The following is a 21781-nucleotide window of genomic DNA, read 5'->3' as shown; positions in this document are numbered from 1 at the left end:
TTTTAACCCGGCAAGGGTTCCTCTTCAACGGACTCGAGAGGAAGCGCGGGCTGGTCCGCGAAGGGATCCGGCGGCACGAGCTCCTGGATCTCCTTGAGTGTTGGTAGCTGGTTCAGGTCTTTCAGTCCGAAGAGTTCGAGGAATTCGCGGCTCGTACCGTAGATGAGCGGCTTCCCCGGGACATCCTTCTTCCCCATGATGCGCAGAAGTTTCTTTTCCAGGAGGCTCTTCATCACCCCGCCCGAGTCGACGCCGCGCAGGTATTCCACCTCCGCGCGGGTGATCGGTTGGCGGTAGGCGACGATGGCAAGCGTTTCCAGCGCGGACTGGCTGAACTTCACCCCTTTGGTCTTGTTGAGCCTGCGGACGTAATCGCCGTGCTCCGGGCGGCTTCTCAACTGGTAACCGCCGGCCACCTGGATAAGGACAATGCCGCGCTGCGCCTGTTCGTACTCCTCGATCAACTCATCCAGCGCGGCGCGCAGGTCGGCCCGCTCGAATTCCTCAAGGATGGAGGAGAGCCGGTCCAGCGTGAGCGGCTGGTCGTGGATGAAAAGGATGCTTTCTACGATCGATTTGAGCGACTTAGCGGACAACCAGGTTCCTCCGGTACATTCAAGTTAAGACAAAAGCGGACGAATCGTGAAATCCGCCCCGAAGTGATACTTACAGGTTCTTCGGAGAGTCCGAGGAGCGGATACACATGCCTACGAAGCGCCACGTTCGGACTCGCGTCCCCCCCTTTGCGAAGGGGGGACAGAGGGGATTTAGCCACGGTAACCGCAGCATCCAACTTCACCACGAAGCAAAAAATCCGAAAGTCATCAAGCTGTGAGCGTAGCTTCCTCGCCCTCAGCCTCACCCTCCGCTTCAGCCGCTTCCCCCTCCTCTTCCCCTTCCTCCTTGGTGGCCAGATGCAGCCAGATGGCGCCCCGGTTCTCCGTCTGCACCACCTTGATCAGCTTCAGTTTGCAGAGTTCGAGGATGGAGAGGAAGGTGACCACCAGGAGGTCGCGGGTCATGCCGGTGGTGAAAAGCGCGTCGAAGGAGACCGTTTTTTCGACGTGGAGCACCGAGAGCACCTCGCCGATGCGGTCTGCGATAGAGATGCCGTCAGCAACGACGTCATGGAATGTATCGACCGAGACGCGTGCCAGCACCTTCTGGAATGCCTCGATCAGCTCGAAGAGTTCCACGTCCGCCGGTTCTTCGACCGGCTCCAGTTCATCGAACTCGGGAGCATCGAATTTGCGGGCGAAGACCTCGCGCCCAAGGAGGTTGCGGCAGTTGAGCAGTTGAGAGGCGTCGCGGTAGCGCTGGTATTCGAGGAGGCGGCGGACCAGTTCGGCGCGCGGGTCCTCGACCTCGGCCTCGCCGTCCTCCTCCGGGGTAGCCGGGAGGAGCATGCGAGATTTGATCTGCAGCAGGGTAGCAGCCATCACGAGGAACTCCCCGGCGATGTCGAGGTTCAGCTCCTTCATGATCTCCATGTAGTCGAGGTACTGCCTGGTGATGGCAGCAATCGGGATGTTGTAGATGTCCACCTCGTTCTTCTTGATGAGGTGGAGCAGTAGGTCCAACGGTCCCTCAAACTCCTCGATACGCACCCGGTAAGCATGGTCCAGTGCATCGGAGAACAGGTTGCTTTGCATCTCTTCCAGCAAAAAAGCTCCTATAAAGCAGGTTCTATGTTCTACGTTCTATGTTCTATGTTGACGAAACCTGCATCCATAACTCGTTTTCCCATAGGAGGCGGACAGGATGTCGGCGACCGAAGCTGGTTGCAACGTAGAACGTAGAACGCAGAACCTGGAACGTTTTCTAGACTTTAAGCGCCGCCCGGGCCTCGTCCATGGTCTGGCGGGCGACCACCTCGGCCTTGCGGCTACCCTCGGCGAGCACCTCGTCCACGAGACCCGGCTTCGCGGCAAGCTCCACGCGCTTCTCGCGGAACGGCGCCAGGGTGTCGACCATGGCCTGCGCGAGGATCTTCTTGCAGTCGACGCAGCCAAGCTGGGCGCTGCGGCACCCCTCGACAATCTCGGCGCGCTTGTCGGCATCGACGTAGAGGGAATGAAGCGTGAAGGCGACGCAGCGGTCCGGCTCGCCGGGGTCGCGCTTGAAGGGACGCAGGGTGTCGGTCACCATGGACATGACCTTCTTCCTGGTCTCTTCGGCGTCGTCGGAGAGGAAGATCGCGTTGCCGTAGCTCTTGCTCATCTTGCGGCCGTCGATCCCGAGCACCTTCGGGGTCTCGGTGAGAAGTGCCGCCGGCTCCGGGAAGACCTCGCCGTAGAGGTAATTGAAGCGACGCGCGATCTCGCGGGTGATCTCGAGATGCGGAATCTGGTCCTGACCGACGGGAACACGGGCGGCCTTGTAGACGATGATGTCGGAGGCCATCAGCACCGGGTACCCGAGGAAGCCGAAGGTGGAAAGGTCCTTCGTGGTCAGGTTTTCCTGCATCTCCTTGTAAGTCGGGTTGCGCTCAAGCCAGGAGACCGGCGTGATCATGGAGAGGATCAGGTTCAGCTCCGCGTGCTGCGGCACCCTGCTCTGCTTGAAGATCACGCTCTGCTCAGGATCGATCCCGAAAGCAAGCCAGTCGAGCACCATCTCGGTGATGCTGTCCTGGATACCGTCCGTGCTGGCGTACTCCGTGGTCAAGGAATGCCAGTCCGCAGCGAAGAAGAAGCACTCGAAGTTGCGCTGCAATTCCATCCAGTTGGACAGAACCCCGTGGTAGTGCCCGAGGTGCAGCTTTCCAGTCGGTCTCATGCCGCTCACGATACGGTTGTTGCTCATAAAAACGGACTCCTTTTTGGTTTCTATATCCAGCCTACCCTCTCATCATGAGCCGGGTGACGCCGAAGACGAGGTTCGAGTAAGGACCTGCCAGAAGGTGCACGCCGAAGCTGAGGGCGGGAGATATGACGTAGCTGAAGGCATTGGTGAAGAACACCAGTGCGATGATGATGATCATGCCGAACGGCTCCACCCGGGCGAGCGCGTTGGAGGGCCCATACGGCAGCAGGCCGACCGCCACCCTTCCGCCGTCCAGCGGCGGCACCGGGATAAGGTTGAAGATGCCGAGCAGCAGGTTGATGTACACCGAGAAGGCGAGCATCAGGGTGACCGGGTCCACGACGGCAGCGATCATGCTCCCCGCGGGAACCTCCTGGGTAGCCGCGATCAGGCCGCGCATCAGAAAGGCCGAGAGGGTCGCCAGGCAGAAGTTGGTGATCGGCCCCGCGGCGGCAACCCAGATCATGTCGCGCTTGGGATGGCGCAGATTGTTGAAGTTGACCGGCACCGGTTTGGCCCATCCGATCCCGATGACGAAGATCATGATGGTGCCGAGGATATCCAGGTGCTTGATCGGGTTGAGCGTCAGGCGCCCCAGGGATCTCGCGGTGCTGTCGCCGAACTTGTCGGCGATGAAGCCGTGGGACACCTCATGGCAGGTGATTGCCATGAGACCCGGGACCAGCATGATGGACAACTTTATGAAGAACTGGTCCATGACGTCCTTTAAACCGTGTTAGCTACAAGCCCTATGTCTCTAGCAGATCGGTGTCGGAAAGTCAACGATAGCAGGCGATTGGAAGCGGCCCCGTCCATTCCTGCCTTCACTAGGCTTTGCACAGTCATCAGGGAATCTCGTGGAACAAGGAGTGCATCTGCCAACGAAGCGCTGCAAGAGACGCAACGTCACCCCCTTTGCGAAGGGGGAGCCTGCCCCCCGTAGCCTTGGCGAAGGGGGGACAGGGGGGATTTGCCTTGTCTGTCCCTAAACCTCCGTCACCGTCTCGTGCCTCGCCTCGTGCCCCCACAGTTGCAGGATGAGTCCGCCGAAGAGGAGAACGGCCCCACCGAATCCCTGCAGCGCAGTAATCCGTTCCCCGAGCAAAACTGCGGAGAGGAGCACGGTGATGAGCGGCTCGAGCATGCTGATGATGGATGCATTGGTCGCTCCGACCAAGCGCAGTCCCGCGAAGAACCCCATCACGCCGAAAAGGGTCGGGAAGACGGCGATGCCGAGGATGGAAAGCCATCCCTGCGGGGTAAGTTCCAGGATGATTTCGCCTTTGGCGGCGCCGTAGCACAAAAAGGCGAGCCCGGCGGCGGTGCAGACCCAGAGCGAAGTGACCATGGGGTCAATGTTCTTGAGGATCCGGTTGCCGATGATGATGTAGCAGCTGTAGATCACCGCCGCCCCCAAAGCCGAAAGCACCCCGGAGAGCTGCGCCCCTTCGAACGACGCCCCCAGCAGCAGCACGAGCCCGACAGAGCAGACCACCAGCGCAATCCCCTTGGTACTGTTGAAACGCTCCTCACCAACGATCAGGGCGAGCACGGTGACGAGCGCCGGGTAGGTGTAAAGAAGCATCCCGGTGAGCGAAGCGGGCAGGTAGTGGATCGCGTTCGCGTAAAGCCCGGACATGCCGCCGTAGCCTACGGCTCCCATCAGGATGAGCTGGAAGGCAACCTTTTTGTCCAGTCGGCAGTCGATGCCGCGGGCGCGGACTATGCCGAAGAGGAAAAGCCCGGCGAACAGGAATCGCCCGGCCAGAGCGGTACTGATATTGGCGCCGCCGGTGAAGGCGCTTTTTATGAGGATGCCGAGCGTTGCGAATCCCGCCGCCGAAGCGACGATGAACCACGCCCCCTTGTGCCTGTCGGTCATGTAGTAAGATCCTTGTCTTAATCCAGCTGTATCGTCTGATCCGTAATCTCGGTGAAGCTCACGTCGTGGCTCACCAGGAAGAGCTGGTCGTACCAGTGTTCAGTGACCTCCTCCTGCCCGACGTCGATGGCCCGGAACGCCTTCGCCAAGTTCTCACGCCGTTCCGCGTCGAGGTTCGAGGTAGGCTCGTCGAAAAAGGCGAGGCGCGCGCCGATGGTCTGCAAAAGGGCCAGGCGCAAGGCGACCACCGCGCTCATCATCTGCCCACCCGAGAGCTGGTCGTCGGTACGCTCCCTCATGGCACCATCCACCATGTCCTTCAATACGATCTGGTAGTTGTCGCCCCAGAGAAGCTCCTCGTCGGACTCGCAGATGCTGCGATAGATCCGGTCGGCGCGGAAACTGATCTCTTCCCGGAAGCGCTCGGAAAGCTGGGCCGAAACGTTCTTGAATACCTGGTTGCGCAGGAACTTAACGAGGTCGGCCTGCTCCTTGAGCTTCGCGATGTCGGCCAACTTCTGCTCGATTTCTGCGGCGACAGCACGTAAAAGCGCGGTTTCTCCCTCGAGGCGGGTGACGTCGTTGGCGATGGAACCGATCTCGGACGTGAGTCGCGTGGTCGCCATCACGAGCTGTTCGCGCTCGTTTTTCGCCGCCTCGTGCTGCTCCGGACGGTAGTCGTCCACGAGCTTCCCGAGTTCTGTCTGCTTCGCGGCGAGGTCGGAAGCTATCTCCTTCAGGCGCCCCTGGTATTTCTCTAGCGTTTCCTGGCGCTTTACCAACTCCTCCGCAGACTTCTGGTTCGCTATGTAGCGATCGCGCTCCGGCTGGAAGCGCACCAGCTCATCCTCAGCTTCCTTTACGCCGCGCTCCACGTCCGCGAAAGCGGCAAGCTCCGTCTTCCTGGCGCCGACCTCCGTTTGCAGCGCAGACAGTCGGGCGTTGTGCCCGGCGATGGATTGCTCGCGCTGCGCCGCCTGTTTCCGTGCACCGTCGAGAGTGCGCTCCCTTTTCTCCAGCGCCTCGCAGCCAACGGAGAGGGCGGTGAGTTTGCGGTCGTATTCCTGCACCGGCTCTCCGGCCAGCTTGACGCGCTCTTCCAGGGCCGCTTCCAGCCCGGCGACGACGCCCTGCCAGCCGTCAGTCGTGCGGGAGAGCGCGTCGCGACGCAACTGCGGGGCCGCCGCAAGATCGAGATCCACAAGCGGCAACTCAGTGGAGCAAACATCACCGAGTCCGGCGGTTGCAAGCCATTCTTCAAGCGGTGCTCGAAGTGCGTGGACTGCGATCCGGGCGTAGTTGCGACCGAATTCCTCCTCCTGCTTCGCCCGCTCCCGCTCAGCCTTGGTCAGTTCCAGGTGCACCTGCTTCATGGCGACTAGTTCGCGCTCGGCCTGCTGGGCGGCACTCACCTGGGTCGCCAGTTCGGCTGCCTCGCGGTCGAGCCCCGCGATCTGCTCGTCGAGAGCGGCGATGCGGGTGTCGAATAGCCCGGCGGGGTCGGCACCGTTCAGGTTCTGACACGGCTCCAGGAAGAAAGGGCACTCTCCGGCACCGATCTTCTCGCGTCCTTCGACGAGCGAAAGCTTGCGCCCGGCGAGCTCGGAGCGCTGCGCCTGGATCTCCTCCAACCGGGTCCGGCGGGCGGCAAGCTTTTCCGCTTCGGCCTTCAGCGCGTCGCTCCCGGCCAGCAGCTTTTGCCGCTCCTCGATCTGCCTGTCGATCTCCTCGATCCGGCTTAGGGCTACGTTCAGGTACGGCAGCGTGGTCTCCACGTTGTGCACAGGGAGTTCGCGGAAGAGCACCCTGCTCCGCTCCGCGTCGGCCAGCCCCTGTGCGGCAACTGCCGCGAGCTTCTTCTGCTCCGCTAGGGTAGCCGCCAGTGATTCCTTCTCGGCCGTGAGGCTATTCAGCTCCTCGGCCATCGAGGCGCGGGCAAGCTCGAGCTCACGGCTCTCCGCCCCCAGCATCGTCTGAGCGCGTTCCTGTTCCTTCTCGAGATCGGTGAGCTTTCTTTCCAGCTGGTGCTTCTTCTGTTCCTGCTCGCGCAGCTCCTTCAGCCTCGCCTCGGCGGCATCGTATCCCTGTTTTCCGGCAGCGGCCGCAGCAACGAGCGCCGCAGCCTGCTTCGACTGTTCCACCAGGAGTTGCTGGTTCGATACGTAGTTCTTGCCGGATTCGGCTCGTTCCTCGAGCCCCTGCACCTCCTGCTGGACCGACTGGATCTGTTCCTTTTTCGATTCAAGCGCGGTGAGGAGAGTCGTGGCCCGCTCACGTTCTGCATTCTTAAGTGCAAGTTCGGCCTTCTTGGCCTCCCCCTGCGTCCGCAGGGCGGCCAGTTCCTCTTCCTTGGCCGGTAGCACGGCGATCTGCTCGGACCTGCTGTCCACCTCGGCCTGAAGCACATCAAGCTTTGCCTTAATGGTGCTGGTCAAAACCTTGGTCTTGTCCTGTGTTTTTCGCCAGGCATCGATGCCTAAGATCTCGTCGAAGGCATCCTGACGCTTGGCCGGCTGCTTGATGACGAACGGCCCGAGGAAGTCGTTCTGAAAGGGACCGATCACCAGCTTGAACTGTTCGGAGAGCGGGCGCCCCGCGGAGAGGCCGAGCAGCTTCGCGATGCGCGCTTCGGTCTCCTCCATGTTGGCGTGCTCCTCGACTTCGAACTCTCCGCCAACCTCTTTCGCGAGCAGCCACTTCCCGGCGCTTCCGACGGTGCGTGTCACACGGTACAGCTCCCCGGGCGCCGTCTCAAAAACGACGCCGATCTCGCCACGCTTGGCGCCGATGGTGAGGAAGCGTTCCGCGTTGGAGACGAAGTCCTTCGCGTCCACGCCGAATAATGCGTAGCCGATCGCCTCGAAGATGGTGCTCTTGCCGGAGCCGTTGGCGCCGGAGAGGACGTTGATCCCCGGGGAGAAGGAGAGTTCCTTGTCACGGTGTGACTTGATGTTCTTGAGATGGACCGAGACTATGCGCACGGCTCACCTCCCGAAGAAAGAAGACTTAGTAACTCCTCGCCTTCCACGTCCCCCTTCAGCACCAGGTCGCGCAGCGCGAGGCTCAGGCGCGTAAGCTCCTCAACGCGCCCCTGGTACTGGCTGTTGGCGCCGATAAGCTCACCAAGCACGTCCCGCTCGATCTCGGCGAGACTCTTCTTTACCTTCTCCTCCCCTCCCCCTCCTGCAACCAGGGAAAGGTGGTTCTTTATCTCCAAGTGGAGCGGCTCGCTGATCTCGCACAGGGACGCACGCAGACGGTCGCGGCTCAGTTCGAACGGATGGAAACCGACCTTTCCCGCGAGACGCACCTCGATGAGCGGAGACCTTTCATCGGCGCATCCGCTTAATTTCCCTGCCATCTCCACCTTGAAACGCTCCAGGGCGTCCGTGGCGTTGGCGGCGCCGTCCAGGTTTGCGGTGACGACCAGCATCGGGCGCGGCGAGGTGCGACGGAACTCGTGCTGCGCCTTGCCGTCTGGCTCCAGCGCAACCACGTAATACCCCTTGTCGTAACGCTCCTCGCCGAAGTTCACGCAGTCGGGGGAGCCGGGGTTGAAGGCGTACGGGCGCCCCTGCGCATCATTCACGATGTAAGGCTTGTGCCCGTGCCCAAGCGCCACGTAATCGAAGCACTCCGAAAGCGGCATCGCCTCCTCCGGCTTTATGTTCCCGATCTCCACCGGGGAATAGGTCCATACGCCGACGTGGAAGAGCAGTATGTTCCGCTTCGTGGCAACCGCGTCGCAGATGCGGGAGATGTGGTTTCCTGCCTGGGAGCCGATGTAGCCAAGGCCGTAGATATTGACCCCGCCCGCCTCGATATGCCCGCCGCACCCCTCCTCGGGATCAAAGGGATCGAAAAGGTAACCGCCGTCGGCGGTGCGCGAAGGGCGCAAGAGCCTTATGTAGCCGAGCTGCGAGAGCGCTTCCATCCACGAGACGCTGTCGCGGCGGTGGATCCAGTCGTGGTTCCCCTCGACGGCGATGCAGGGGATGCCGGCATCCTTCAGGGGCTGCAATATTTCAATGGTCTTGGCGAAGGTCTTGGGGAGGATCTGGCCGGTGTGGAACAGGTCGCCGCCGATCAGGACGAAATCAACCCGCTCACGGATCGCGTCGGCCACGATCCCGGCGAAGGTCGCGAAGAAGTCCTGGTAGCGCTGGGCATCGCAACCGGAGCCGCGATAGGTCTTGCCGAGGTGGATGTCGGAGGTGTGGATGAAGCGAACGGTCATGCGGGCTCCGGCGAAAAGGAATTGCACAGGTATACCGCCGCCCGCGGGGACAAGTCAAGCTCTCTAACCTGGCAACTTCTGCCGCAGTTCGAAGTACCCAGCCATGGTTCATCCTTGAGTTATTCCAGGCGGGCCTGGAGTTGCCGCAGGTACAAAAAGGGGGGGGGGGAACCATCCGCCATGTCACCGCCATTCACAAGGTGGTTTGTGTGTAGATGGATGAACAAGTGAAAGCGTGCCCACGAAGCGTCGCGTGCCATCGCGCTCCCCCCTTTGCGAAGGGGGGAGCGGGGGGGATTTGCTTTTATTGCCAGTTGCACCAGGCTTTCAGGGAGCTGCCTTCCTCCTGAACGAGACAACAACGATAGTTCGGAGTCGGTCATTTTTGTGCAGCATGGGCGGATCGCAGTGATAGATGGAGCTGTATGGTTCCGACCAAGGCAAATCCCCCCTGCCCCCCCTTCGCAAAGGGGGGAACATTGGGCCCATGTTGCACTTCGTGGGCAGCTACTCCTCGGTCCCCCGGAGTTTCCTGAAGAACCTATTTACCTCCGAAGATCTCGTTGAAGAAGAGCTTCATCGCCTCCCATGAACGCCGGTCCGCCTTCTCGTTGTAGGCGGCACCTTTGCTGTTGTCGTTGCCGGACTTGGGATTGCTGAAGCTGTGCACGGCGTTGCCGTAGTAGTTCATCTGCCAGTCGACCTTGGCGTCACGCATCTCCTTCTGGAACGCAGCCACCTCGTCGGGCTTCACGTAGGGGTCGTCCGCCCCGTGCAGCGCCAACACTTTTCCTTTTATGTTGCTGGCATCTGCAGGGTTCGGTGTACTGAGCCCGCCGTGAAAGCTGACCGTCCCGAGCAGGTCCGCCCCACTGCGCGCAAGCTCAAGGGCCGCAGTGCCGCCGAAGCAATAGCCGATCACGGCCAGACGCTTGCGATCGACCTGGGGGAAACTAGCCAGTTTCTCAAGGCCCGCCGCCCCTCTGGCCCGGATCAGGCTCCGGTCGTTGCCGCGGTATTTACCCGCCTCCTTGGCGGCAGCGTCGGGAGTAGTCGGACGTACCCCCTTGCCGTAGATGTCTGCGGCAAAGGCCACGTAGCCAAGCTTCGCGAGTTGCTCGGCCCGCATCTTTTCGTATGAACTTACACCCATCCATTCGTGGATCACCAGTACTCCCGGACGCTTTTCCTTGATGGAATCGTCATAGGCCAGATACCCCTCAAGCACGGTATCCCCCTGGCGGTATTCAACGGTCTTGCCTACCACCCCGGCAGCTGCGTTTTGCGCTACCAGTGTCATCATCAATGCGAACAGATATTTTTTCATGGTCTCCTCCAACCGTCCGTTGCCATGCAACGTCGACTTTCATCGATGTTCGAGACATCTGCACCTTCACTGACTACCTGAATGAGTCATGTCGTATTGTACCAAAAACAGTTTCCTTCAGACCATAATGCCCGGCCTCACGTCCTGACACACCGCTGGCCGTTGACAGTCCCATACCTTTCAGTACCATTTACCAGTCGAACATCATAACAGGAGCGTGCCATGAGACAACAAAACCTCTGCAATTTAACGGTTCGCATCATATCAGCCGCCGCGCTTCTATGGCTCGCAGGGTGCGCAACCTGGACGAACTGGACCGCCCCTAAGACGGCAACGCTGCAAAACGTTCAGGATGACCTGACGTACGCGCAGATGAAGGCCAGGGACACCCGCCAGGCGCTCGAGGAGTTGCTTTTCGCGGACCAGGCCGATCTTCCCGCTGCGTATAAATCCTTCACGGCAAAGCTAAACCTGATGGAAGGCGCGGGGAACCGGCTGACACAAAACGCGGACGGTCTCATCTACCGCGGGAACTCCTATCTCGTGGAGGCCGAGGCGTCGGCCGGGCAGTGCCGTTATCCGAGGCTCTCAAGAAGTGCAAAAATGCCCACACTCATCCTCGGCGACGCCTTCGAACCGATAGCCGAGCAGAGCGCGCATGTGCAGCGTGCGTACCGGGCGTTCGAGTCGGATCTCACTGCGGTCAAGATGCATCTCTCCCGGCGCCTCACCGAGCAGGGCGTGCGAGACGTGACCATGTTCATTCGAAAGGGTGAAACGGACGGAGAAAGCCTCTCGTACGCGCTGGACCAGGCGATGACAGCCGTGACGAAGGCGAAGGCGGCGTATGAGATGACGGCGCAGGAACGGGAGGCGGCACGGCTGCAGGGACAGCCTGCACCGCAGGGGAAACAGTAGCGGGATCAGCGAGGGGCTTTGTCCGCGTTGAGCGGCAATTGGCAGTGCAGGCATTTACGCAGATACAAAAGCATCATGCCGTGCATGTGAAAGTAATTTTTGCAGCGGGGGCAGCGGGCCGTGGCCGAATAGGCCATGGCCCATAGCAGCAGGACGAACCAGAGGAAGAAGACCGGCATGGAGCCGCTGAAGGAGTGGGTGATCTTTTGGGTAGCCCACATGGCGGGAAGGTAAACGATGAGTACGCCCCAAAGGCACATGCGGCGCTTGCGCACCGCGGCAAGCCCGGAAGCTAGTTGAACGGCATCTACCACTTCTGCAGCATCGGCCTGTTCAGCAGCCGGTTGGCTTTCGTGATGCTCCAAGCGCACCTCCCTTCACCTATTACTGCTGCACCCCTTCCCGGTACTTCATAGTAAGCCCCTTCAGAAAATTCCGGAGCATCTGGTCGCCGCACGGCTTGTAGTTCTCATGTGCCTTGGCGCGAAACACCGCGCTCAGCTCGGGCTTGGAAACGGGGAACTTGGCAAGCTTGAAGATCGCGAGCATTTCCTCTTCCTTTAAGGCCAGTGCGATGCGGATCTTCTTCAGGATGTCGTTGTTGGTTAGCTCTGCCGGAAGCGGCGTTGCTGCCTCACCTTCCCGCTTGCCCCGTTTTATTGCGATCAGCCCATCCAGAAAAGCCTCTAGCACCTCGTCGCTGCACTCGCGGAAGCCTTCCTCCTCTTCCTTCTTGACCAAGCTGGTGATGTCCGCCTGCCCCATCTTCATATCCGAAAGCCGGAAAGCCTCGATCACGTTCTGAGTGTTGAGGTTCAGCGCATAGCGCAGTCTGCGAAAGACATCGTTGTTGGTCATCGGTTGCTCCTATGTATTAAACGGAGGCGGGAAGCCCGGCTACTACATAGCATTTACCGTTGCACTCTGCAAGATTTTGATGGTTGGGGTGGCGGCGGTTCAGGCTTACGGTGCTACAGTAAATTCAAACCCCAAAAGATTTGCCCTCCGGCCGCGGGAACAAATTCAAAACGCAGAAGGTTGAACCTCCAGCCGCGCGAGTAAATTCAAAGCGCAGAAGGTTGAACCTCCAGCCGCGCGAGTAAATTCAAAACGCCGAAGGTTGAACCTCCAGCCGCGCGAGTAAATTCAAAACGCTGAAGGTTGAACCTCCAGCCGCGCGAGTAAATTCGAAACGCCGAAGGTTGAACCTCCAGCCGCGCGAGTAAATTCAAAACGCTGAAGGTTGAACCTCCAGCCGCGCGAGTAAATTCTAAACGCCGAAGGTTGCACCTCCAGCCGCGCGAGTAAATTCCCAGCGCCGAAGGTTGAACCTTCGGCCGGGAAAAAATTCATGCGGCTGCCATGCCTGCATCATCCTCCACCTCAGGCAATCCAAGAATGGCGTCGATCTCTGCGGAAGCCAGGGTTTCCTTCGCGAACAGTTCCCTGGACAATCGCTCAAGGACGTCCATGTTCTCCCTCAAGAGGGCCATCACATCGGAGTAGCAGCCGGTGACGATGGAACGGATCTCGTTGTCGATCTCGAGGGCGGTGACGTCGCTGAAACCTTTCTTTGCTCCCGGCTCTGCGCTTTCGTTATGCCCGAAGGCCACCGGACCGAAGGCCCGCGACATCCCCCACTCGCAGACCATCTTGCGCGCGGTGTCGGTCGCCCTGGCCAGGTCGTTCCCCGCGCCGGTGGTGGTCGTTCTGTAGATCAACTCCTCCGCGGCGCGCCCCCCCATAAGCACCTTCAGATGGGCCACCAGCATCTCCTTGGTGTAGCAGTAGATGTCGTCCTCGGGAATCTGGACCGTCACCCCCATGGCGCGGCCGCGCGGGATGATGGTTACCTTGTGCACCGGGTCGCATCCGGGGGTGAGCTTCGCCACCAGCACGTGCCCCGCCTCGTGGTATGCCGTGGAGAGCTTCGATTTATCGGAAAGAACCATCGATTTCTTCTCGGCCCCCATGAGGACCTTGTCCTTGGCGAGATCGAAATCGATCATCTCGACACGCTCCTTGTTGGAACGCGCAGCCATGATGGCCGCCTCGTTCACTACGTTGGCCAGGTCCGCGCCCGAAAAGCCGGGGGTTCCCCGTGCGATCACCATCAGGTCGACTTCGTCATGGAGCGGGACGTTCTTCGCGTGCACCTTCAGGATCGCCTCGCGTCCCCTGATGTCCGGGGACCCCACGGTCACCTGACGGTCAAAGCGGCCGGAGCGCAGCAGTGCGGCGTCGAGGATTTCCGGCCGGTTCGTCGCGGCCAGCACGACGATGCCGGAGTTCACCTCGAAGCCATCCATCTCCACGAGGAGCTGGTTCAGGGTCTGGTCGCGCTCGTCGCTTGCCCCGCCACCCACCGCCGCATCACGCTTGCGGCCGACGGCGTCGATCTCGTCAATGAAGACGATGCAGGGCGCCGCCTTTTTGGCTTGGGCAAAGAGATCCCTCACGCGCGAAGCCCCAACGCCGACGTACATCTCGACGAACTCAGAGCCGGAAATGGAGAAGAAGGGAACGTCGGCCTCGCCTGCAACGGCGCGGGCGATGAGAGTCTTACCGGTGCCCGGAGGGCCGACCAGCAGGACGCCGGTAGGCATCTTACCGCCTAGCAGGGAGAACTTCTTTGGATCCTTGAGGAATTCAACCGTGTCCAGGAGCTCGACCTTGGCCTCCTCGGCACCCGCCACGTCGGAAAAGCGCGTTGCAGACTCGGCATGGTCGATCATCCTGGCGCGGCTTCTCCCCATGCTGGTGAAGCGTCTCAGTACGACGATTAGGAAGACGGCGATGGCGACGAAGAAACCGATTTCGAACCATTTCGGTCCGCCAGAGGCCGGGGTTGACGTAAGATCTACCTTCTTCGCGATGAGCAGGTCGGGCAAGTTGGCTCCTGCCGGAACAAAGAGCCGGTACTTCTCACCGCTTTTAGCATCAGCGGTAATCTCTTCGCCCGCGATTCTTGCTCTTGCAATGCTGCCTGCGTTCACCTTCTGCATGAAGGCGGTGTAACTGATCTGTTTGCTTCTGTCACCGTGTGTCTGCCAGGCATAGATGCCGTAGCCGGCTAAGGTTAGAAGGCCTAGCGACAACATCACCAATATGAGCTTCTTGTTTCTCGTGCTTCCCATATTTCTCCTGTTGGCACTGAACTAGTTAAGCATGCGAATGGTATTCAGTGCTGTATTACAACTTCAGTCTGAAATAGTTTAACGTGGTACGATAATGTTTCTCGATAAGCATGCGCTAAACAAACTTTTTAACTTCGCAAAACATGCGAATATGTATTTCTACCGTAGTCGGAACTTTTTTGTACACTCAATTATTTTTCATTTCCTTCCATGCATCCGGCACTTGCTCACTGACCAAAACAAATCCCCCCTGTCCCCCCTTCGCAAAGGGGGGAACGCTAGGGCTCGTGTTGCGGTGAGTGGGCTAAGACATCTTGCGGCCACTGTACTCCATGTTCCGCGGCAAGCCGGATCGATGCTCGTAAGGGAGGAAACTGGCACAAAAAAAGAGGCATCCCCCGTAAGGGATGCCTCTTTGGCTGAAACCGTTATTATCCGAAAAACTACTTGCGCAGCAGCTTCACGATGGCGGAGAAATCCTCCTCGCCCCTGCCGTCATTGACCGCCTGCTCGTAGATCCCCGCGACGGTCTTCGCTGCCGGAAGGTCGAGTTCGAGTTTGTCGGCCACCTCGAGCACGCGCAGCATCTGGGAGTGCACGTACTTGAGGGCGAGGTTGCGGCTGAAATCGCCGCGCGCGATGGAGCGCCCCTTGGAGTGGAACAGCGGCGAGGCTACCCCGCCGGAGTCGAGCACCTCGAGGATTTTGTCCGGCTTGAAGCCCATCTTCTCGCCGAAGACGAGTCCCTCGGAGAGCGACTGCATCATCTCGGCCTGCAGCAGGTTAACGATCAGCTTCATCCGGGTGGCGTCGCCGATCTTTCCGATGTGAATGATGTTAAGCCCGAAGTAAGAGAACGGCTCGCGGCAGCGCCCGAGGAGCGCCTCGTCTCCACCGGCCAGGATGGTGAGCAGACCGTTGGCGGCGTGCTCCTTGCTCCCCCAAACCGGCGCCTCGAGGAACATGACGCGGCGTTTCTTGGCCTCCTCGGCCATCCGCTCTATGGTCTCCAGGCAGTGGGTGCCCATGTCGACGAGGATCGTGCCTGGATCGATGCCGTCCAGCACCCCGTTCTCGCCAAAGACCAGGAACTTGCTCTCAGGAACGATGACGATAACCAGGTCCTGCCCCTTGGCGGTGGCAGCAGGGGAATCACCGACTTTCACCCCGAGTTTCGACAGTTCGGCCATGGCATTGGCGTCCTGGTCAAACACCGTTAACTGGTAGTCCGACTTGGCAAGGTTGGCTGCCATGTGAACACCGACGGTGCCCAGTCCCACAAAACCTATCTTCTTAAGCATAATCCCCCCAGAGTGGCTGGTGCGCTACACCAGCTGGATAGCATTTCGGTTCAGCGGCAAAATTCAAGGCCCCATTATACTCAATGAGCGAATTTCTGCAACACTGTTTTATCTTGATTTACTGACACCGACCCTGTCGCACAACTGGTACAAGGGACAGGTAGAGCAACGCGGTGAGACGGGGGTGCACTGGTTCTGCCCGAAAGTGACTAGAAGATCGTTGATTATGATCCAGTATTGATCAGGCAGCTTCTTTCTCAGGGCAAACTCGGTCTGCTCCGGTGTGTTTGTTTTCACGTACCCCCAACGGTTGCAGATGCGGTGCACGTGGATGTCGACGCAGATGCCGGGCTTGCCAAAACCGAGCGTGACAACCAGGTTCGCGGTCTTACGCCCCACCCCCTTGAAGGTGAGCAACGTTTCCAGGTCTTCGGGGACCGCCCCCTGGTACAGATCGCAGAGGCTTTGCGAGATGGCGTGGATCTGCTCCGCTTTCACGCGGTAGAAACCGACCGGGTAGATTGCCTGCTCGATCTCAGCAACGGTCAGATGCGCCATCTTTTGCGGCGTATCCGCCAGGGCGAAGAGCCGCGACGACGCCTCGGCCGTGGTCTGGTCGCGGGTCCTCAGGGAAAGGATACAGGAGACGAGCACCTTGAAGGGATCGTGCCCCTGGGTAGCCACGATGGTCACGGCAGGACTGACCCAGGCCTTGACCGCCTCGTTCAGTATCGCTATGGCCTCATGGATCTGCTCGTCACGCATGTCAGATCCTGTTGTTCACGATGCGCATCACAAGCACCCCGAGAATGGAGGCGATGAGACCTACGCAAACCAGGAGAATACCGATGCTGCGCCCCTCTCCAAGACCCATCAGATCTTTGTACTTCATGAATGTGATGAGACCCAGCCCGGTGAAGGTCATGAGCCCGCCGATGATGAACGTCGACAGGGCAAAAATCGCCCCCGCCATACCTTTTGTCTTTGCCACGAACACCTCTGCTTTTATTGTGAAAAACGCAAAGCTTCGTTATACAAGATGGACCGGTTCAAGGCAACTGCTAAGTGTCCCTTAGCGGTTGCACAAAAGAGAGAAACCCCTATAATGACCTACTGATTAAATCCGGGAGACTCTCATGAACGATCTGGTAGACCTTCATCTTCACTCAACATTTTCCGACGGCGTGCGCACCCCCACCGAACTGGTTGCCATGGCCAAGGGGCTCGGGCTTAAGGCGATCGCACTCGCCGACCACGACACCGTGGCAGGTATCGACGAGGCGCTCGCCGCCGGCGCCGCCGCGGGGGTAGAAGTGCTCCCCGCGCTGGAGTTCTCCGTAGCTTACAGCTCCTTCAAGGACGTCCACCTTCTGGGCTACCTGCTCGACCACCGCGACCTGCAACTCCAGGAGATCCTGAAGGAGTTCAGGGACCGCAGGGAGGCGCGCGGCGACGCCATCGTCAACAGGATCAACGAAAAGCTCGCCACCGAAGGGAGAAAGCCCATCTCGAGCGCCGAAGCAGCCGCCCTCGCCGGTGGTGCGCTCGGGCGCCCGCACATAGCGCAGGTGCTGATGCACAAGGGGTACGTGCGCGACATGCAGGACGCATTCGTGCGCTACCTGCTTCCCTGCGACGTCCCGAAGCGCTACTTCCCGATGGAGGAGGCGCTCGCCACGGTGCAGCGTCTGGGCGGCATCGCCATCCTGGCGCATCCCACCACGATAACCAACGACCGCGACACCCTCTCCCGCATCATCGACGAACTGAGCGCGATGGGGCTTTCCGGCGTGGAAGCCTTCAACAACGTCTGCAGCGAGCAGGAAAGCTGGTTTTTACGGAGTTATGCCGAGAAGAAAGGGCTGATCTGGACCGGCGGGTCCGATTACCACGGCATCGAGGAAGGGATCAGCATGGGTACCGGCCGCGGCACGATGGCGATCCCGTACAGCTGCGTCACCGAACTCCGGCGCATGAAAGAAGAAAGGGTTTAGGAAAAAAGAAAGGGCCTGGCGGCCAGGAACGGGACTGAACACCTTCCGGTTCTCACCCCCTCCGCGCCGCCCGGCCCTTGCCGTTCGTGTATGTCAGTTGGTGCGGATAGACCTGCCTCTAGTCCTTCACCGGCTTGTAGCTCAGCACATCGAGCTCACTCTCCACGTCGACCACACCCTTCACCGACATGGCCAGTTTGACGGCCTCCTCGATCTCCTCCTCCGCCTGCACGTGGCCGGCGATGGTGACCACACCGTCCTCGCAGCTGATGCAGAACTTCAGGGCGCGGGCAAGCGACGATTTCAACAGTTCCGCCTCCACCTTCTTGGCCAGGATGAGATCATCGAGAAGCTCCATCGACTCCTCCTCCCCTTCCTTGAGACGTGCGTCCTTGGAAGCGGCGATGACTGACTCGATCATGGCGTGCGGGGTGCAGACCTTGGTGTTGAAAAGAAGGTCGTAAGCCAGCGGGTCATTCCAGTCGCGGTCGAAATAGAAGTGGATGAAACCGCCGAGCTGGTGATCACTTCTGCGGATCAACTCTCGGGCCAGGTCCGGATCGATCCACTCCCTTTCCGCGAATTTCTCCACCCGGTCTTCAAACGGCGCGACGAAACGTACCTTGAGCACGTTGGTGAGTCCCTTGATGAGGTCCTGAGCGCCCCTGCCGTAAAGGATAACGTTCCCCTTCTTGGCACAGTCAAGGAGGATCAGCTCCATGGTGGCAAGGTGAGCTGCCTGCAGGCGGTCTTCCGCGGTACGGTATGACGGGGGCTTCTCGTCCACCCGTTCCAGGATTTCCGGTGTCAGCCCATAGGAAGGAGCGAGCTCTTCGATCTTCACCCGGTCAACTAGGGTGTACTTGAGCTTTTTCGCAAGTTCCTTCGCTATGGCGTAGGCGCCGGTACCCATCTCCCTGGATATTGTGATGATTGCCATGCATGCCTCCTTTGCTAATGAAAAACGCACGAATCATAGCATGTAAAGTCGTCCGTATACAAGGGGTTTTGCTGCTTTCGGGGAACTGGACTCAGGTGTAGCGGGGGCAAACGCAGGAGTTGAGAGACAAAGAAGGCGGGGGAGACCCTCCCCCGCCTCTTTTGGTTAGTAGTTTTCCGCGAGACGCTCGAAGTGCGCCTTCGGGTGGTGACAGACCGTGCAGAGGTCCGGGGCGTCGGTTCCCTCGTGGATGTGGCCGCAGTTACGGCATTTCCAGCTGGTCGGAGCCTCTTCCTTGAAGACGGTCCCCTCTTCAACCGTGGCGAGCAACGCCTTGTAACGCTCCTGGTGCGCCTTTTCGATGGCTGCGATGCCATCGAACATGGTCGCCAGCGCCGTGAACCCCTCCTCGCGCGCCTCCTTGGCCATACGCGGGTACATGTCGACCCACTCGGCATACTCGCCTGCCGCCGCAGCCTTCAGGTTGGTCACGGTGTCGCCAAGGCCGCTGAGGGCCTTGAAGTGGAGCTTCGCGTGCTCCTTCTCGTTCTCGGCCGTTTCGAGAAACAGTGCCGCGATCTGCTCATACCCTTCCTTCTTGGCCACCGCCGCGTAGTAGGTGTACTTGTTGCGCGCCATCGACTCGCCGGCGAACGCTTCCATCAGGTTCTTCTCGGTCTTGCTTCCTTTCAGTTCCGCCATGCTCTGTTCTCCTTTCGTTGTTGCTTGAAAAACGTTGTCAGGTTGGTCAGTCCACGCTGACCCTCTTGACCCCGTCGACAGCACTTAAGCGGGCAAGCAGTTCGACGGACGACCCCTTTTTCGCCTGCTTGACCTGCAGTTCTATGGATATGACCCCCTTTTCGAGGTCTTTTTGCAACTTCGCGTCCACGTTGTCCATGCCGGTATCGCTCAGGATGTCGTAGACGCGGGCGAGGAAGTCCCCCTTATCCTCCCCCCACACCTTCACCAGCACGTAGGTGTCACGGGTGAGCCTTCGCTCCACCTCTTTCAGGAGCAGGAGATTGACGAGCGCCACGAGGGTGACCGAGATGGCAAGCCAGAAGAGACCGATGCCACAGGCGATACCGAGCGCTGCAGCGACCCATAGACAGGCGGCGGTGGTGAGCCCGCGGATCGAGGCGCGCTCGCGGATGATTGCACCCGCGCCCAGAAAGCCGATGCCGGTCACCACCTGCGCCGCGATGCGCCCGGGATCGACGCCGACCGGTCCGTTACCGCTGAAATTTCCAAAGACACGGTACATCTCGAGCGAGGTGATGGTGAAGAGGCATGCCCCAAGCGAGACGAGCAGATGGGTGCGGAAACCGGCCGGACGGCCGTGTATCTCGCGCTCCAGGCCGATCAGCCCCCCAAGGAAGGAGGCGAGCAGCAGGCGGGCCAAAAGATGGATGCTCAGTTCGGGTCCCAAACGCTACTCCTCGGAGAGCCCAAGCGAAAGGGTCAGCACGACGGTCTTCTCGCGCGAACCGCAGCGGATGGTGAGCGGCACACGGATCTGGTCACCTTCGGCAACGACCGGGGTCGCCGCGATTTCCAGGGAAAGCGGCGCTTCGTCCGCCGCTTCTGAAAGCTCCAGAACAGCCTCGGACGCTTCAGCCGGTGCGGCGGCGGGAGTGGTTACCTCGGCGAAAGACTCTGCCGGCGCCTGTGCCGCAAGCGCGGCGGGAGCCGCTGTCCCTTCCACCATGTGCTGCAGGGTTTCGCCGCTTGCGATCCCATCGGCGCCCTTGGCACGCAGGCCGGTCAGGATGTTCTTCACCAGGGCCATCACCCCTTGCAGCACCCCCTGCCCGCTGTGGCCGGAGGTGCTGAAGGCGAGCAGACGGGAAGGGTTCAACTGGCGCTCCAGCTCGGCGACCGGGAGGGCATCGGCAAGATCGTTCTTGTTCAGATGCAAAACGGCCGGAACGGTGCTCAACCCCTGCCCGTACCCCTTCAGGTATGAAACAAGTTCGTCCATGGCGGCCCGGTTCTCATCGAGACGGTGCGGCGAGGAGTCGGCCACGACGACGATGCCATCCGCCCCCTTCAGCACCATCTTCCAGGCGGCCGGATCCACAACCGGTCCGGAGACGGTGTACAGGTGAAAACGGACGCGGAAGCCATCCACGTTGCCGTCGCCGGGCGGGGTGAAGTCGAAGAACAGCATGCGCGCGCCTTGCACGCTCATCACCTTCATCGCGCCGCGGAATTCCGGCTTCAGTTTGTTGAAGATGTGCCTAAGGCTGGTTCCCTTCCCTGCCTGGCCGGGGCCGAAAAAGACTATCTTGGCGTGTATTTCGCGTTTTGCCTGGTTCACCAGAGCCATTCGAGGTCCCCCCTGAACTACCTTTTTTCTTTCTTGCTCAACAGGATCTTGCGTGCCTGCGTCGCCAGCACCGTGTTGATGTTCTTGCTTTTGGCAAGGGAAGCAAGGTCCTTTTCGCCCAAGGTCCCTAGAAAGCGCAGGGAGTTGGGAAGCGGCGTCTTGTTATTTTCCACGAGCGCTTTCCTGATCTGCGCGTTCTTGATCCACTCCTTGTTGGCGCAGATCACCCGCAGGATCTCGTCGTTTTGCACCGTCGACTTCGCGATGGCGAGCACCTCCGCCTCGGTCATACGCGGGTTCTTGATGGCGGCGCCCGAGACGAGCTTGTTGTTGTCCTTGATCAGGATGGTGCGCCACTCCTTGTCACCGGTCATGGCGATCTTGATCTTTTCGCTCACACCGAGTTCCTGGGCTATTTGGAACTTCGACTGGAAGCGCTCCTCGTCGACCTCCTCGTCATCGGCGCAAGATTCCTCGGCGGCGGGATCGTGCCGCCGTTGCGGCTCCTGACCGTCAGCGGCGGCGGATGCGGGGACTACGGGAACAATCCCCTGCGCGGCAAGCCACGCCGCCGCCTTCTCGGAGAGGTTCGGGTGTCCGACAAAAACGGTCCCGAGTTCCTGTCGCTTGCCGTGCAGTTGAACCAGCGCGTCCAGCACAACCGGCGGCAGCGCAGGATCAGCCAGTATCCCGACGAGAAACGGCGCATCCAGGGAGCGCAGCGTCCCGACCGCGAGACGTTTTACCTCCTGGTCCGGATCATGGCAGAGGTAGTACAAAAGCAGCACGAGGTCGGACGGCGGCAGCGGCACCTTGCCGGAGGCGGCGAGAATCCGGTTCTCTCTGGGTTTGTCCGCGCCTGCGTAAGGAGCGGCCGCCGCTGAGATTCTCAGGGTAACTTTCGACAC

At 60.1% G+C, this 21781-nt stretch carries 21 protein-coding genes; 2 read left to right on the top strand and 19 right to left on the bottom strand.

What is annotated here, in order from left to right:
• Positions 1-2: 2 nt before the first annotated feature.
• The 8 genes from scpB to E4633_RS07595 form a co-directional block, all read right to left on the bottom strand.
• Positions 3-596 (bottom strand): SMC-Scp complex subunit ScpB, encoded by a 594-nt coding sequence (gene scpB / locus E4633_RS07630; protein ID WP_135869666.1) that lies wholly within the window; start codon positions 594-596, stop codon positions 3-5.
• Positions 597-824: 228 nt separating this feature from the next.
• Positions 825-1652 carry a segregation and condensation protein A gene (locus E4633_RS07625; protein ID WP_135870425.1) on the bottom strand — a complete coding sequence of 276 codons (828 nt, stop codon included), beginning with the start codon at positions 1650-1652 and terminating at the stop codon, positions 825-827.
• Positions 1653-1821: 169 nt separating this feature from the next.
• Complete coding sequence (trpS, locus tag E4633_RS07620) at positions 1822-2805, bottom strand: tryptophan--tRNA ligase (RefSeq protein WP_135869665.1); 984 nt, start codon at positions 2803-2805, stop codon at positions 1822-1824.
• A 34-nt stretch (positions 2806-2839) separates the two neighbouring features.
• Positions 2840-3523 (bottom strand): site-2 protease family protein, encoded by a 684-nt coding sequence (locus E4633_RS07615; protein WP_135869664.1) that lies wholly within the window; start codon positions 3521-3523, stop codon positions 2840-2842.
• Positions 3524-3790: 267 nt separating this feature from the next.
• Complete coding sequence (locus tag E4633_RS07610; RefSeq protein ID WP_135869663.1) at positions 3791-4687, bottom strand: DMT family transporter; 897 nt, start codon at positions 4685-4687, stop codon at positions 3791-3793.
• Positions 4688-4704: 17 nt separating this feature from the next.
• Positions 4705-7668, bottom strand: a complete 2964-nt coding sequence (locus tag E4633_RS07605; protein WP_135869662.1) for an AAA family ATPase — start codon at positions 7666-7668, stop codon at positions 4705-4707.
• Positions 7659-8924: a metallophosphoesterase family protein gene (locus tag E4633_RS07600; RefSeq protein ID WP_135869661.1), complete on the bottom strand. Its 1266-nt coding sequence runs from the start codon at positions 8922-8924 to the stop codon at positions 7659-7661. The genes E4633_RS07605 and E4633_RS07600 overlap by 10 nt, the downstream gene beginning before the upstream one ends.
• Before the next feature lie 541 nt (positions 8925-9465).
• Positions 9466-10251, bottom strand: coding sequence for a dienelactone hydrolase family protein (locus E4633_RS07595; RefSeq protein ID WP_135869660.1), 786 nt, complete (start codon positions 10249-10251; stop codon positions 9466-9468).
• A 222-nt stretch (positions 10252-10473) separates the two neighbouring features.
• On the opposite strand from E4633_RS07595, the gene E4633_RS07590 reads away from it, so the two are divergent.
• Positions 10474-11169 (top strand): hypothetical protein, encoded by a 696-nt coding sequence (locus tag E4633_RS07590; protein WP_135869659.1) that lies wholly within the window; start codon positions 10474-10476, stop codon positions 11167-11169.
• Between the two features lie 5 nt (positions 11170-11174).
• Here E4633_RS07590 and E4633_RS07585 read toward each other — a convergent pair whose 3' ends face one another.
• The 6 genes from E4633_RS07585 to E4633_RS07560 form a co-directional block, all read right to left on the bottom strand.
• On the bottom strand, positions 11175-11540 hold the full coding sequence (locus tag E4633_RS07585) for a hypothetical protein (RefSeq protein ID WP_246037972.1): 366 nt from the start codon (positions 11538-11540) through the stop codon (positions 11175-11177).
• A gap of 13 nt (positions 11541-11553) precedes the next feature.
• Positions 11554-12027: a YehS family protein gene (locus tag E4633_RS07580; protein ID WP_135869657.1), complete on the bottom strand. Its 474-nt coding sequence runs from the start codon at positions 12025-12027 to the stop codon at positions 11554-11556.
• Positions 12028-12518: 491 nt separating this feature from the next.
• Complete coding sequence (ftsH, locus tag E4633_RS07575; protein WP_135869656.1) at positions 12519-14306, bottom strand: ATP-dependent zinc metalloprotease FtsH; 1788 nt, start codon at positions 14304-14306, stop codon at positions 12519-12521.
• 443 nt (positions 14307-14749) lie between these two features.
• Positions 14750-15607 carry an NAD(P)-dependent oxidoreductase gene (locus tag E4633_RS07570; protein WP_135869655.1) on the bottom strand — a complete coding sequence of 286 codons (858 nt, stop codon included), beginning with the start codon at positions 15605-15607 and terminating at the stop codon, positions 14750-14752.
• 108 nt (positions 15608-15715) lie between these two features.
• On the bottom strand, positions 15716-16372 hold the full coding sequence (locus tag E4633_RS07565; protein ID WP_135869654.1) for an endonuclease III domain-containing protein: 657 nt from the start codon (positions 16370-16372) through the stop codon (positions 15716-15718).
• A 1-nt stretch (position 16373) separates the two neighbouring features.
• Positions 16374-16598 carry a hypothetical protein gene (locus E4633_RS07560; protein WP_135869653.1) on the bottom strand — a complete coding sequence of 75 codons (225 nt, stop codon included), beginning with the start codon at positions 16596-16598 and terminating at the stop codon, positions 16374-16376.
• A 145-nt stretch (positions 16599-16743) separates the two neighbouring features.
• Between E4633_RS07560 and E4633_RS07555 the strand changes: the two genes are divergently transcribed.
• Positions 16744-17601: a PHP domain-containing protein gene (locus tag E4633_RS07555; protein WP_135869652.1), complete on the top strand. Its 858-nt coding sequence runs from the start codon at positions 16744-16746 to the stop codon at positions 17599-17601.
• A 118-nt stretch (positions 17602-17719) separates the two neighbouring features.
• Here the strand turns inward: E4633_RS07555 and E4633_RS07550 are convergent, their stop codons facing one another.
• The 5 genes from E4633_RS07550 to E4633_RS07530 all read right to left on the bottom strand — a co-directional run bounded on the left by E4633_RS07550 (position 17720) and on the right by E4633_RS07530 (position 21781).
• On the bottom strand, positions 17720-18541 hold the full coding sequence (locus E4633_RS07550; RefSeq protein ID WP_135869651.1) for a cytidylate kinase family protein: 822 nt from the start codon (positions 18539-18541) through the stop codon (positions 17720-17722).
• A gap of 165 nt (positions 18542-18706) precedes the next feature.
• Complete coding sequence (rbr, locus tag E4633_RS07545; protein ID WP_135869650.1) at positions 18707-19243, bottom strand: rubrerythrin; 537 nt, start codon at positions 19241-19243, stop codon at positions 18707-18709.
• A gap of 46 nt (positions 19244-19289) precedes the next feature.
• Positions 19290-19973: an MgtC/SapB family protein gene (locus E4633_RS07540; RefSeq protein WP_135869649.1), complete on the bottom strand. Its 684-nt coding sequence runs from the start codon at positions 19971-19973 to the stop codon at positions 19290-19292.
• A gap of 3 nt (positions 19974-19976) precedes the next feature.
• Positions 19977-20873, bottom strand: a complete 897-nt coding sequence (locus E4633_RS07535; protein ID WP_135869648.1) for a GTP-binding protein — start codon at positions 20871-20873, stop codon at positions 19977-19979.
• 17 nt (positions 20874-20890) lie between these two features.
• A complete protein-coding gene (locus E4633_RS07530; RefSeq protein WP_135869647.1) occupies positions 20891-21781 on the bottom strand; it encodes a hypothetical protein in 891 nt (296 codons plus the stop codon).

The organism is Geomonas terrae (assembly GCF_004791675.1).
GTDB classification, from domain to species: domain Bacteria; phylum Desulfobacterota; class Desulfuromonadia; order Geobacterales; family Geobacteraceae; genus Geomonas; species Geomonas edaphica.
The sequence above is the reverse complement of the archived record's forward strand: the minus strand, read 5'-3'. Positions and strand labels throughout refer to the sequence as shown.

What these genes read in the sequence shown, in the direction of transcription:
- E4633_RS07595 (WP_135869660.1), bottom strand. Translation starts at nt 10,251, where the DNA reads ATGAAAAAATATCTGTTCGCATTGATGATGACACTGGTAGCGCAAAAC.
- E4633_RS07570 (WP_135869655.1), bottom strand. Translation starts at nt 15,607, where the DNA reads ATGCTTAAGAAGATAGGTTTTGTGGGACTGGGCACCGTCGGTGTTCAC.
- E4633_RS07610 (WP_135869663.1), bottom strand. Translation starts at nt 4,687, where the DNA reads ATGACCGACAGGCACAAGGGGGCGTGGTTCATCGTCGCTTCGGCGGCG.
- E4633_RS07555 (WP_135869652.1), top strand. Translation starts at nt 16,744, where the DNA reads ATGAACGATCTGGTAGACCTTCATCTTCACTCAACATTTTCCGACGGC.
- rbr (WP_135869650.1), bottom strand. Translation starts at nt 19,243, where the DNA reads ATGGCGGAACTGAAAGGAAGCAAGACCGAGAAGAACCTGATGGAAGCG.
- E4633_RS07615 (WP_135869664.1), bottom strand. Translation starts at nt 3,523, where the DNA reads ATGGACCAGTTCTTCATAAAGTTGTCCATCATGCTGGTCCCGGGTCTC.
- E4633_RS07625 (WP_135870425.1), bottom strand. Translation starts at nt 1,652, where the DNA reads ATGCAAAGCAACCTGTTCTCCGATGCACTGGACCATGCTTACCGGGTG.
- trpS (WP_135869665.1), bottom strand. Translation starts at nt 2,805, where the DNA reads ATGAGCAACAACCGTATCGTGAGCGGCATGAGACCGACTGGAAAGCTG.
- E4633_RS07550 (WP_135869651.1), bottom strand. Translation starts at nt 18,541, where the DNA reads ATGGCAATCATCACAATATCCAGGGAGATGGGTACCGGCGCCTACGCC.
- E4633_RS07535 (WP_135869648.1), bottom strand. Translation starts at nt 20,873, where the DNA reads ATGGCTCTGGTGAACCAGGCAAAACGCGAAATACACGCCAAGATAGTC.
- E4633_RS07590 (WP_135869659.1), top strand. Translation starts at nt 10,474, where the DNA reads ATGAGACAACAAAACCTCTGCAATTTAACGGTTCGCATCATATCAGCC.
- E4633_RS07565 (WP_135869654.1), bottom strand. Translation starts at nt 16,372, where the DNA reads ATGCGTGACGAGCAGATCCATGAGGCCATAGCGATACTGAACGAGGCG.
- E4633_RS07580 (WP_135869657.1), bottom strand. Translation starts at nt 12,027, where the DNA reads ATGACCAACAACGATGTCTTTCGCAGACTGCGCTATGCGCTGAACCTC.
- E4633_RS07600 (WP_135869661.1), bottom strand. Translation starts at nt 8,924, where the DNA reads ATGACCGTTCGCTTCATCCACACCTCCGACATCCACCTCGGCAAGACC.
- ftsH (WP_135869656.1), bottom strand. Translation starts at nt 14,306, where the DNA reads ATGGGAAGCACGAGAAACAAGAAGCTCATATTGGTGATGTTGTCGCTA.